We start from the raw sequence: 11,534 nt of genomic DNA, 5'->3' as shown, positions 1-11,534 counted from the left end.
ATGCGATGTCGTTGGGCGGTCCGACCTGCGCGGTCACCGCCAGCGCCGGCACCTGCACGGTGCCGGCCGCCGTCGGGCTGAGCAGGTAGGTGTATCGCAGCCCGCTGTAGGCCACGCCATCGATGGTGTCGCGCCGCAGTTCGCCCTGCCCCGTCGGCGGCGTGACCGCGATGCCAGGCAGGTTCAGCGCGGGCAGCTGCGGCGGCTGCGTCCGGCGTACCCCCGGCCGGGCCGTAGCGGATGGCGGCGGTGGATACCCTCGTGGCGCCAGTGGCTGGGCGCCTTCCTGTACGTGGTCCTCGGCTTGACCGGCACCGTCGCGATCGCGTACGCCGCCACGGACATACCGGACGACCTCAACTCGTTCGCCACGCAACAGGACAACGTCTACTACTGGTCCGACGGCACCGTCATGGCCCGCACCGGCTGGGTCATCCGGCAGGAGATACCGCTGGACAAGGTGCCGCCGAAGGTCCGAGGGGCCGTCCTCGCGGCCGAGAACGCGAGCTTCTACTCGGATTCCGGGGTCTCGCCGACCGGTTTCCTGCGTGCCGCGACCGCCGCGGTCACCGGCGGGGAGACCCAGGGCGGATCGACCATCACCCAGCAGTACGTGAAGAACGTCTATCTCAGCCAGGACCGCACGTTCTCCCGGAAGTTCACCGAAGCCCTGCTCGCCGTGAAGCTGGATAACCACACGAGCAAGGACAAGATCTTCCAGGACTACCTGAACACGAGCTGGTTCGGCCGCGGCACCTACGGCATCCAGCGCGCCTCGCACGCCTACTACGGCAAGGACGTCTCGCGGCTCAACCCCAGCGAGGGCGCCTTCCTGGCCTCGCTCCTCAAGGGCGCCGGGCTCTACGACCCGGCCCTCGGCGAGGAGAACCGCGCGCGGGCCGTCGAGCGGTGGAACTGGATCCTGGACCGCATGGTCTCGACCGGCCATCTCACGCGGGCCGAGCGCGCCACGTACAAGAAGTTCCCGGAGCCCACGAAGCCGGGGTCCGGCGGCACCACCCCCGGCGCGCAGACCGGTTATCTGGTGGAGCTGGCCAAGCGGCACGCGATGAAGGCCGGGCACATCAAGACCGCCGACTATGACCTCGGCGGCTACCAGATCCGTACGACCTTCGACCGGAAGCGCACGAAGGCCCTGACCGCGGCCGTCCGGAAGGTCGACAAGGACTTCGACGCGAAGCGGCGGCCGGGGACGGACAAGCACGCCAGGATCGGCGCGGCGAGCGTCGGCCGGGACGGCCGGCTGCTGGCCGTGTACGGCGGCCACGACTTCTTGAAGCAGGGGTTCAACCAGTCGAACGCGACGACCATTCCGGCCGGTTCGGTCTTCACCCCCTTCGTCTACGCCGCCGCGCTCGAGGACGGTGTGCAGCGCACCCGTGAGGGGGGCCGCACACCCGTCTCCCCGGCCAGCGTCTACGACGGCGACGACCGGATCGCCGTACGGACGCCGGAGGGGCCGTACTGGGACCGCAGCGGCAAGGTGGTGAAGGGACGCAACGAAGGCGGCCGGGACTGGGGCAACGTGACCTTGCGGCAGGCCGTCGCCGACTCCGTCAACACGCCCATGCTCCAGCTCGGTCTCGATGTCGGCCTCGACCGGGTGGAGAAGTACGCCCTGCGGGCGGGGCTGCTCGAATCGAGTCTCGGGGAGCGGATCCCCGCGTTCGCGCTCGGGGAGAACTCGACGCCCAGCGCCATCCGGATGGCCGGCGCCTACCAGACCTTCGCCGCCGACGGCATGCACACCGACCCCTACTCGGTGCGCTCGGTCAGACGGGCCGGGGACGCGGTGCCGCTCGTCGGGCCGAAGCCCTCCCGGGCGGTGTCGGAGAAGACCGCCCGGGCGGTCACGGACGCGCTGCGGACCACCATGACCGACGGGTCGGCCAAGGCGGCGGCCGGGGCGCACGCCGGTGCCGTGGGCAAGACGGGGACGACCACCGCGAACACGGCGGGCTGGTTCGTGGGAGGCACCGAGGACGAGACCACGGCCGTGGTGGTCTACCGCATGTCGCTCAAGGACCTGGTGCCGCTGCCGCTGAAGGGGCTGGGCGGTGACGCTCCCGGAACGCTCGGCAGCGAGCGGGCGGTGGGGTTGTGGGCCGACTACATCAAGGCGGTCAAGTAGGCGCGGAGGCCCGGCCGCGCTACTTGACGAGCGACTTCCAGTCCGGCGCCTGCGCGGGGTCGAGCAGGCGCAGCCGGGCCAGGACCTTCGGGTCCTGGGCGTCGAGCCAGTCCGCCAGCTCCCGGAACGAGACGCAGCGGACGCCCTTGCGCGGGCACACCTCTCGCATCACGTCCTCGACGGCGTTCATGTAGATCCCGCCGTTCCAGTCCTCGAAGTGGTTGCCGACGAACATCGGGGCACGGCTGCCGTTGTAGACGCGGTTGAAGCCGTTCATGTACGAGTTGCGGACCTGCGCCTCCCAGGCCGGGAACTTCGCCGGGTCACCCTGGGTGCTGTCGCCGGACTGGTGGTAGAGGAAGTTGAAGTCCATGGAGAGGACTTGCACCTCTTTGCCCTCCATGGGCAGGAGTTGCAGGGGGAAGTTCCATATATCGTCGACCTTGGACGGCCATATCTGGAAGTCCCCCGAGGAACTGGCGTCGTAGCGCCAGCCGAACGGCTTGATCGCGGCGAGGAGGTTCTTCTGCCCCTCCAGGCAGGGCGCGCGGCCACCGACCACTTCGCGGTCCGGGTCGAAGGGCAGCGGCGCCTCCTGGGTGAAGCCGGTGTTGGTCTTCCACTTCTTCATGAACGCGTACGTCTGCTCGATCTCGCTCTTCCACTCCTTGGGACTCCAGTCACCGCCGCCCTTGGGGCCGCAGAAGTGCCCGTTGAAGTGGGAACCGATCTCGTTGCCGTCCTTCCAGGCGCCGCGCAGTTGCTCCAGCGTGGTCTGGATGTGCGGGACGGTCGGATAGGAGATGGCGGCCGAGCCCGGGTTGTGCTGCGGCGGGCGGTAGAGCGACTTCTTGCTCTCCGGCAGTAGGTAGATGCCGGTGAGGAAGAAGGTCATGTGGGCGTTGCTCTCCCGCGCCACCTGGCGGAAGTGGGAGAAGCGGCGGTCGTCGCCCTCCAGCGCGCCGTCCCAGGAGAAGACCACGAACTGCGGCGGCTTCTCGCCGGGCTTCAGCTTCTTGGGCTTGAGCTGTCCGCGCTGCGGTCCGGTGTACGAGGTGGAGCCGTCGCCCAGCACCCGGACCTTGCCGTCCCACTTCTCCTCGCTCTTCTTCGCGCGCTTGGCGGCACGCGCCTTCTGGGCCGCGCTGCCCGAAGATGTGGACGCGGTGTGCCGGCCCTCGCTCCGGCTTCCGGAGGAGTCCGCGAGGGCGAGCACACACGTGGTGGCCACCCCGCCGAGGCCGAGCACGGCCGCGGCCACGGCCATCCGCTTGCGCTTACGCGCCTTCTCGCGCGCCTTGCGGGCGGCGCGGGACTCGGTCCGGGCGGGTCCAGTGCCGTCGGCTTCGCTCACTGCGGTCCTACCCCGTGTTCATCGCAGCAGGGCCGCGCGTGAATTGTTTGTATGAATATAGGACCGTCGGGCTGGTCTCCAGTACCCCGGGTTGCCTCACGCAGGCCCCGGCCGCCGCCCGGCTGCCGTCAGCGGCGGCGCAGCCTGCCGAGGAGCCGCTGGGCCTGGGCCCGTCGCCGCGGGTCGGCGGAGGCACGACGGGCCTGGTCAACGGTGCGCCGGCCCTGCGGGCTCCGGACGAAATCCTTGAGCTTCGTCAGCATTCCTGGCATGTCTCTTCTCCTATGACGAGGTTGGCGAGCGGACCGTGCACCTCTCCGTGTACCCGCTTCGGCGCGGTGTGGACAGGCGGACACTCTTCGATCGAAGGTGCTGCCGTTATGCTGAGGCCGTGATGATCGGGGGGATAGCGGGGATAGCCGGGGGGACAGGTCGACGGTGGCTTGTCGCCGCGCTGACCGCTTCCGCGGTACTGACCTCAGGGTGTACGGCCCCGGTCGACCCCGACGAGCTGCCCGGCGTTTACCGCGACAAGGAGACCGGCAGCGAGATCGCGCTCGATTCCGACGGGACGTTCTCGGCCACCGCCGTGTCGACAGACGGTTCCTCGAGACCTGGTGACTTCAGCGGCCAGTGGGAGTACGTCGACAGCTCGTCGAGCGATTTCATCATGCTGGACATCAAGGACGGCGGACTCCGCGAGGTCACCGGCGTCCAGCTCTACCCGAGCGGGGATGGAACGGTGGAGTTCCGTACCCCGGACGAGCCCCCGTCCTTGGTGCTCACCAAGACGTCCGCTCCGTAGCTCGGCCGCTCCAGGAGAGTTTGTCCGCGAACGCTCCCGGAATTGTCCGTGATCGGTAACGGACGCATCCCTTGGCCGCTCCGCCTCGTCCTGCCGGGCGAGGGACTGCGCGAGAGGGGCGGACATGGCACGGCACAGCGGTGGGCGGGGCTGGTACGGCAAGTTGGTGGGGGCGGCGCTCGGGGTGACATTGGTCGCCACCGGCGCATCGGTATGGACCGCGCAGGCCGGTGCCGCGGGCGGCTCGTCGCCGAAGGCCACCGGACCGGCCGCGTCGGGCGGTGACGTCAAGCCGGTCGCGGCGACCATCGCGCACGCCTCCCAGGAGGGCAAGCGCGGCGTCAACCTCACCATCGACGACGGCCCCGACCCCGTATGGACCCCTCAAGTACTCGACGTACTGCGGGAGTACGGGGTGAAGGCCACGTTCTGCATGGTGGGGACGCAGGCACAGGCCCACCCCGACCTCGTGAAGAAGGTGGTCGCGGCCGGACACCGGCTGTGCGACCACTCCGTGTCGCACGACACCGCCATGGACAAGAATTCCGAGGCCTATCAGAAGCGGCAGATACTCGACGCCGAACGCATGATCACCAAGGCGTCCGGGGGCGTACGGCCGATGTACTACCGGGCGCCCGGCGGGGCGTTCACCCCGTACAGCCGCAAGCTCGCCGCCTCCCGGGGCATGCGCCCGCTGGGCTGGAACGTGGACACCAAGGACTTCGAGCGTCCGGGCACGGACGTCATCGTCGCCACCGTGGAGCGGGAGCTGTCCAACGGTCCGACCCTCCTCTTCCACGACGCGGGCGGCGACCGCACCCAGACCGTCGCGGCCCTGCGCCGGCTCCTCCCCCGGCTCAAGGAGCAGGGCCACACGTTCGGCTTCCCGGTGCGCTGACCCCGCCGTTCGGCAGGCGCCGCTCAGCGCTCGACGCGGTAGGCCGTCACCGTGTTGTCGGATTCCGCGAGCGCGATGCCGACGTATCCGTCACTGAAGTAGGGCGCGATGCCGGGGTTGTCCTCCTTGTCGGCCCCGGTGGTGGCGTCCAGGACGACGGGGCCGTTCTCCGTGGTCCCGTACACCAGGCCCGCCCGCACCAAGGTGACCTTGGGGGCGACGCGGTTCTCCGACTTGTCGGGCAGTGCCCATCGCACCTTGCCGGTTCCGGGGTCGTAGGCGGTCACGGAGTCCCCGCCGGTGCAGACGGTCGTGGAGCGGCCGTCGTAGGCGCAGTCGCCGGTCTGCGCGGTCTCGTCGAAGGTCCGGATCTTCTTCCTGGTGGCCGCGTCGATCAGGGCAGTCTCCTTCTCGCCCTCGTCGTCCCCTGTCAGATACCCGCCCACGATGACCGTGCCGGGGCCCGCCGCGGTCAGGTCATCGGCCGCCAGCTCGTCCATGACCCACTTCTGGCGGCCGTCCGCCGGATCCAGGCCCACGGGCCGCCGGTCGTCGCCCTCATGGTCGCGCAGAGCCACCAACTTGCCGCCCGCCAACACGGCTCCATCGGCGTACGTCCCCGGAGCCGTCCACACCTTCCGGTGACTGCCGAGGTCGACGCCGAACAGCTTCCCCTGCGCGTACACGGCCGCGATCCCGCCGGTGACCCCGACCACCTCCGTGTCCTCCTCGTCCACGTCCAGGGAGTACTCGAACTCCGCGAGGGGGATCCGCGCCGACCAGGCCTTGGCGGCCTTGCCCGCGTCGGCGTCCAGCTCCGCGGCGATGAGTTCGACCTCGTGGTGGCCCTTGGTGGTGCCGGAGCCCGGCACGTCGGCGACCAAGCTGCTCAGCGCCAGGATCTTGCCCTCGTGCTCCGTGATGATCGGCCGCCGTGCGGGGTTCGAGCCGACCACCGCCCCCAAGTCGTCGATGGTGGTGAGGGGTTCATGCTTCGGAGTGATCAGCGAGGGTTCGGCGTCCCGGTACCCGTTGGCGATCTCCATGCCGTCGGGGCGGGTGATGACCACCATGCCCTTGTGCAGGGCGACGGGCAGCGGGTGCTGGAGTCCCGCGATGGCGACGTTGCCGGCCCCCGCGGAATCGGGCAGTGCGACGGCCTGCCCCGTCGAGAAGCGCACCGGTGCCTTCACCTCGCGCATGGCGGGGCCCTTCGGTACGGCCGACTTCCCCGCATCACCGCCGTGGGCCGCGCTCTTGCCGTCTTCCTCCGCTCCCCCGCACCCTGCCGTCAGTATGAGAGCGGCCACCGCCGCCAAGCCCCTGAGCCGCATGGAATGGTGGTTCACCAGGTCTCTCCCCCTCTGTTGATCATCGCGGGGGACAGAATAACTACCCTTTCCCTGCCTGGACTTCGGGGTACTCCTCACGGCGAACGCCGTCGGCTCAGGCGCCCTCCTTGTGGCCGTTCGCGACGATCAGCTTCTCCATGTTCTCGTGTGCGGGGGTGGCCTTGGCGTTGCTCTCGTCGTGGAACTTCCGCAGATATTGAATGAGGACGCTCACGCATATATCCCGCCCTCCGTACTCCGCGTTGTCGACGAGCTGGTAGTCCGCCGTGATCTCCCGCAACCGCCCGTCAGGCGTGGTGTACACCGGGTGCCAGACCAGTTTCACGTCCGGATTCAGCTCCTGCACCAGCCGTAGTTGGGGGATCTCCTGCGAGATGAGGACGCTCTCCGGGGCGTAGGCGCGCATGAAGATGTGGACGGGGCCGGTCGCGCGGGCCACGAAGGCCTTGGACAGGACGTTCCACATCGGTGTCTTCAGCTTCCAGTCCGGGTGCAGCTTCAGGACGTTGAGCACACCGCCGATCCGGGTCCGCTCCAGCGGTGTGTGGCCTTTTCCGTACGCGTAGTCGCTGGTCTCGATGCCGCCCGACCACAGGGCCATGGTGGGCGTCCTGATCTCCAGATGTTCGGTCATGAGCCTGACGAACTCCTGGTACCACGTGTTCGACGCGCGAAGGTCCCGCTGCTCCTGGCGTACGTTCGTCTTCGCCAAGGCCTCGGCGTTCAGCGCGCCCTGCGAGTCGACCCCGCCCAGCAGGAGCTGCCAGGCGGCGTCGGCCTGGGACTGGGGGATGCCCGCGGCCTCCGTCAGCTCCTGGTACGGGCCCCACTCGGGGTGCTCGGTGGGCCTCGTGGCGTAAGGCTCTTTCAGATCGCCTGTCTGACGTTGCAGCCAGTGCGTCACCGCCGCGTTCCCCGCGCGTTGCTGGAGCGCGGCCAGGCCCGTGCGGCATGCCGGCCCGCGCCCGGCGGCGTCCTGCGCCGTCGTCTGCCGCTCCGCGGCCCTCTGTGTCTCGCGCATGCTCGCCCCGTCCGTCGGCTCGTCCGCGCGAGCCTAGACACGGCGGGCGCCTTCGGACGAGGTCCGGCCGGGCAGACCCGGGGGCACACTCGAACTGCGCGGACGGCACCCTACGGGCCCCCATGGAGTCCTTGAACCGGCTGGTGGGGGTGGTCGCACCGCGTCTAGGGTCTCGGCCGGGAGGGTGGTGGGGATGTCGGTGGAATTCGGCTTGCTCGGCACGATCGAGGCGCGCGTCGACGGTCATGTCGTGGAGGTGGGACACACCCGGCAGCGATGCGTGCTCGCCGCCCTGCTCGTGGACGCCAACCGGACGGTCCCGGTCGACGAGCTGATCGACCGCGTCTGGGGCGACCGGGCTCCGCGAGGGGCAAGGGGGACGCTGTACGGCTAATTGTCCCGCCTCCGTCAGGCGCTGGCCTCCGCCGCCGCCAAGGAGGTGGTCATCGCGCGCCGACCCGGCGGTTATGTGCTGGAGGCCGATCCGGCGACGGTGGATCTCCATCGGTTCCGGGACCTGGTCGCCCAGGCCCGGCAGGCCGACGACGAGCGGGCGGCCGTACTCATGGGAAGGGCGCTCGCGCTGTGGCGGGGGGACGCGTTCGCCACTGTGGACACCCCGTGGTTCTGCGATCTGCGGTAAGTACTCGAGCGGGAGCGACTGTCGGCCGAGTTGGACAGTGTCGACATCCGATTACGGGGCGGGCTGCACGGAGAGCTGTTACCCGGGCTCACCACGCGTGCCCGGGAGCAGCCCCTGGACGAACGCGTCGCCGGTCAGCTCATGCTCGCCCTGTACCGCGGCGGACGGCCCGCCGACGCACTCAACCACTATCAGAGCCTGCGGGGGCGGCTCGCCGAAGAGCTGGGCATCGACCCCGCGCCCGCCCTGCAGGAGCTTTACCAGCAAATCCTCGTCGCGGATCCGCGGCTCGCGGCGCCGCAGACCGGCAGCACCGCAGGCGTCGTCCCCCGGCAACTGCCCGCCCCGCCACCCCTCTTCACCGGCCGTGAAAGTGAACTCGTACGGTTGAACAAGCTTCTGACGCCTCAGGGCGAGCCGGACGGCGAGAGCGTGCTGATCGCCGCGGTCTATGGCACCGGCGGCGTCGGCAAGACCTGGCTGGCGCTGCGCTGGGCCCATGAGCAGCAAGACGCCTTTCCCGACGGGCAGTTGTACACCGACCTCCGCGGGTTCGCGCCCTCCGGCGAACCGCGGACCCCTACACGGTCATGCGGGGCTTCCTCGAATCCCTTGGCGCCGATCCCTCGACCCTTCCCACCACCCCGCAGGCCCAGGCCGCGCTGTACCGCAGCCTCACCGCGGGGCGGCGGCGGTCCTGGTCACCAGCCGCCACCAGCTCCTCGGCCTCACCGCCTCCCACGGCGCCGGGCAGCTCACCCTGGACACGCTCGACGGCGCGGACTCGCGCGACCTGCTCGTACGGCATCTCGGCGCCGACCGGATCGCCGCGGAACCCGACGCGGCGGCGGAGCTGATCCGGCTCTGCGCCGGGCTCCCGCTGGCCATCAGCGTTCTCGCCGCCCGCGTCACCACGAACCCGATGCTCGACCCGACCGCGCTGGCCGCCGAAGTGCGCTCCGCCGCGACCCGGCTCGACGCCCTGGAGACCGGCGAGGCGACCAGCGACGTACGTACCGTCCTCGCCTCCTCCTACCGTGCCCTGGACCCCGATTCGGCCCGCGTCTTCCGCCAGCTCGCCCAGGCACCCGGCACCGACATCGCCCTTCCCGTCGCCGCCGGTCTCACCGCTCTGCCGCTCGCCCGGCTCCGTACGCGGCTGCGCCGTCTCCAGGCCTACCACCTCGTCCGGGAGCGCGTCCCCGGCCGTTTCACCTGCCACGACCTGCTGCATGCGTACGCCCTGGAGCTCGCGGAGAGCGCCGCGCACGCCGAAGAAGCCGACGCGGCGCTCACCCGAGTCCTCGATCACTACGCGCATACGGCGTACGCGGCCGACCGCCTCCTGCTCCCCCACCGCGACCCGCTCCGCCCGGCAGCGGCGGCAGACGGCACGCGGCCCGCGGAGTTCGCCACGCACGACCTGGCCCTCGCGTGGTTCGCGGACGAGCACCCGGTGCTGACGGCGACCATCGAACACGCCGCGCGCACCGGCCGCCCCGGCCAGGGAGGCGTTGCGGCAGGCCCTCGCCCTCTACCTCGACATCCACGCCCCCGACCCGGAGGTGGACGATGTCCGCACCCTCCTGCGCGAGCTGGACGATCCGGCATGAATTTCCGTGTGGCCGCGTGTCAGCAGGGCGTCAGGGCGGCCTGTGAGGCTCCGCCCGGCAGGTCCGACGCCCGGGGAGTGGTCCGTATGCGCAGTGGCAGTATCCGTGTACGTGTACGTGTACGCAGATGGCCGCTCGCGTGGCTTCTCGTCACCGTGCTGGCCGTCGGGGCCGTTCTGGTGGCGCCCGGTACCGCCTCGGCTGCCTCCGCTGCGGAGGCTCCGGTCAACCTCCTCAACGTACACAGCGGCAGGTGCATGGAGGTGGAGAACTCCTCCAGCGCCGACGGGGCGAAGATCCGGCAGTGGGACTGCGAGGGCCAGCCCGGCGCGCGCTGGCTCATCCGGCCCTCGGCCGCCTCGACGAGCGCCGTCAACATCGTGAACGCGCACAGCGGCAAGTGCCTGGCGGTACGGACGGACGCGCCCACGGGCGGCACGGGCGGTGCTGTCGGTACCTCGGCCCCGCGCGTCGAACAGTGGGGATGCGCGGGCTCGCCGGGCGTCGACTTCGAGATCGACAGCCGTACGGATTCCGCGTGGATCCTCTCCCGGACAACCACGCCCATGCGCTGCCTCGAGGTGGAGAACTCCGCCGAGCGCCGGGGCGCACCCATCGTGCTGTCGACGTGCGCCAATCAGAAGGGGATCGCCTTCCAGCAACGGCCCGATCGCACCGGCAACGACATCCGGCGTGACGATCTGTCCACCCTGTACGGGTACGACAACGGGTCCGTCTCCCTGTTCCGCTTTCCCACGAACAGCGCGGGCGGCTTCGAGACCCCCAGCGTGCCGTGGAGTTCCCCCGCCGGTTCCTGGGACTTCAAGTACAGCCGGATGACCTCGGGGGACTTCAACGGCGACGGCCGCAGGGACGCGGCGCTGCTGCGCGGGCACGGCGACGGCTCCATCGCGCTGCTCACGATGCTCGGCACCGCTGAGGGCGGGTACGCGGCCCCGTTCAAGTCGTGGGAGCGGCCGCCGGGCAACTGGTGGGGCGACCAGGTCCAGTTGACCGCGGGCGACTACGACGGTGACGGTCGCGACGAGGCCATGGCCCTGTACGGCTACCACGACGGCAGCGTCACCCTCTTCCGCTTCCGCACCACGCCCGAGGGCGCCTTCGAGGTCCCCTCCACCCCCTGGAGGGCACCGGCGGGCACCTGGGACTTCGCCCAGAGCCGTATCACCACGGGCGACTTCGACGCGGACGGCCGTCAGGACATCGCGCTCTTCAAGGGCACCGCGCACGGCGCCGCCGAACTGCTCACCCTCACCGGCACCGCCGACGGCGGCCTCACCGCGCCGCTCACCTCCTGGCAGCGGCCCCCCGGCAACTGGTGGGGCAGCCAGGTGAAGCTGGCCGCCGGGGACCACGACGGTGACGGCCGTGACGAGTTGATCGCGATGTACGGGTACGACGACGGGGCCGTCTCCCTGTTCCGTTTCGCGACCACCGGCGACGGCGGTTTCCAGGTGCCCACCGTGCCGTGGAGCGCCCCGCCGGGCACCTGGACGTTCTCCCACAGCCATCTCGTCTCCGGCGACTACAACGGCGACGGACGGCGGGACCTCGCGATGTTCAAGGGGACGACGGACGGGGCGGCCGCCCTGCTCACCCTGCTCGGCGCCGCCGACGGCCGGCTCGTCGGACCGCTCACCTCCTGGCAACGGCCCCCGGGCAACTGGTGGGGCAC

Annotated in this window: 9 protein-coding genes and 1 pseudogene; 6 read left to right on the top strand and 4 right to left on the bottom strand. The window is 70.4% G+C overall.

What is annotated here, in order from left to right; all coding sequences use genetic code 11:
• The first annotated feature begins 304 nt into the window (after positions 1 to 304).
• Entirely contained in the window at positions 305 to 2,152 is a 1,848-nt protein-coding gene (locus GKQ77_RS18305; RefSeq protein ID WP_372459917.1) for a transglycosylase domain-containing protein, read from the top strand.
• Between the two features lie 19 nt (positions 2,153 to 2,171).
• Here the strand turns inward: GKQ77_RS18305 and GKQ77_RS18300 are convergent, their stop codons facing one another.
• Both GKQ77_RS18300 and GKQ77_RS18295 read right to left on the bottom strand, forming a co-directional pair.
• Positions 2,172 to 3,419: a polysaccharide deacetylase family protein gene (locus tag GKQ77_RS18300; RefSeq protein WP_219689906.1), complete on the bottom strand. Its 1,248-nt coding sequence runs from the start codon at positions 3,417 to 3,419 to the stop codon at positions 2,172 to 2,174.
• Between the two features lie 215 nt (positions 3,420 to 3,634).
• Positions 3,635 to 3,778 (bottom strand): hypothetical protein, encoded by a 144-nt coding sequence (locus GKQ77_RS18295; protein ID WP_219689901.1) that lies wholly within the window; start codon positions 3,776 to 3,778, stop codon positions 3,635 to 3,637.
• 122 nt (positions 3,779 to 3,900) lie between these two features.
• Here GKQ77_RS18295 and GKQ77_RS18290 point away from each other — a divergent pair, with 122 nt between their 5' ends.
• Positions 3,901 to 4,311, top strand: a complete 411-nt coding sequence (locus GKQ77_RS18290) for a hypothetical protein (RefSeq protein WP_219689903.1) — start codon at positions 3,901 to 3,903, stop codon at positions 4,309 to 4,311.
• A gap of 124 nt (positions 4,312 to 4,435) precedes the next feature.
• Positions 4,436 to 5,209 (top strand): polysaccharide deacetylase family protein, encoded by a 774-nt coding sequence (locus GKQ77_RS18285; protein ID WP_219689899.1) that lies wholly within the window; start codon positions 4,436 to 4,438, stop codon positions 5,207 to 5,209.
• A 23-nt stretch (positions 5,210 to 5,232) separates the two neighbouring features.
• Here GKQ77_RS18285 and GKQ77_RS18280 read toward each other — a convergent pair whose 3' ends face one another.
• Positions 5,233 to 6,558 carry a PQQ-binding-like beta-propeller repeat protein gene (locus tag GKQ77_RS18280; RefSeq protein ID WP_219689897.1) on the bottom strand — a complete coding sequence of 442 codons (1,326 nt, stop codon included), beginning with the start codon at positions 6,556 to 6,558 and terminating at the stop codon, positions 5,233 to 5,235.
• Positions 6,559 to 6,655: 97 nt separating this feature from the next.
• Complete coding sequence (locus GKQ77_RS18275) at positions 6,656 to 7,582, bottom strand: hypothetical protein (RefSeq protein ID WP_219689895.1); 927 nt, start codon at positions 7,580 to 7,582, stop codon at positions 6,656 to 6,658.
• 193 nt (positions 7,583 to 7,775) lie between these two features.
• On the opposite strand from GKQ77_RS18275, the gene GKQ77_RS18270 reads away from it, so the two are divergent.
• From GKQ77_RS18270 to GKQ77_RS18255, 3 genes and pseudogenes are all read left to right on the top strand, one after another.
• On the top strand, positions 7,776 to 7,976 hold the full coding sequence (locus GKQ77_RS18270) for an AfsR/SARP family transcriptional regulator (RefSeq protein WP_219689893.1): 201 nt from the start codon (positions 7,776 to 7,778) through the stop codon (positions 7,974 to 7,976).
• A gap of 45 nt (positions 7,977 to 8,021) precedes the next feature.
• Positions 8,022 to 8,438, top strand: a pseudogene (locus GKQ77_RS33455) (AfsR/SARP family transcriptional regulator); the annotation flags it as partial.
• Positions 8,439 to 8,724: 286 nt separating this feature from the next.
• Positions 8,725 to 11,534: RICIN domain-containing protein (locus GKQ77_RS18255; RefSeq protein WP_219689886.1), on the top strand; the 2,810-nt coding region annotated here is incomplete at its 3' end.

Origin of the sequence: Streptomyces anatolicus (genome assembly GCF_019400875.1) — a bacterium.
GTDB classification, from domain to species: Bacteria; Actinomycetota; Actinomycetes; order Streptomycetales; family Streptomycetaceae; genus Streptomyces; species Streptomyces anatolicus.
This window is presented reverse-complemented; position numbering and strand designations above follow the sequence as displayed.

Excerpts from the sequence above, each read along its gene's own strand:
- GKQ77_RS18300 (WP_219689906.1), bottom strand. The coding sequence starts at position 3,419 with ATGGCCGTGGCCGCGGCCGTGCTCGGCCTCGGCGGGGTGGCCACCACG.
- GKQ77_RS18295 (WP_219689901.1), bottom strand. The coding sequence starts at position 3,778 with ATGCCAGGAATGCTGACGAAGCTCAAGGATTTCGTCCGGAGCCCGCAG.
- GKQ77_RS18290 (WP_219689903.1), top strand. The coding sequence starts at position 3,901 with ATGATCGGGGGGATAGCGGGGATAGCCGGGGGGACAGGTCGACGGTGG.
- GKQ77_RS18285 (WP_219689899.1), top strand. The coding sequence starts at position 4,436 with ATGGCACGGCACAGCGGTGGGCGGGGCTGGTACGGCAAGTTGGTGGGG.
- GKQ77_RS18275 (WP_219689895.1), bottom strand. The coding sequence starts at position 7,582 with ATGCGCGAGACACAGAGGGCCGCGGAGCGGCAGACGACGGCGCAGGAC.
- GKQ77_RS18270 (WP_219689893.1), top strand. The coding sequence starts at position 7,776 with ATGTCGGTGGAATTCGGCTTGCTCGGCACGATCGAGGCGCGCGTCGAC.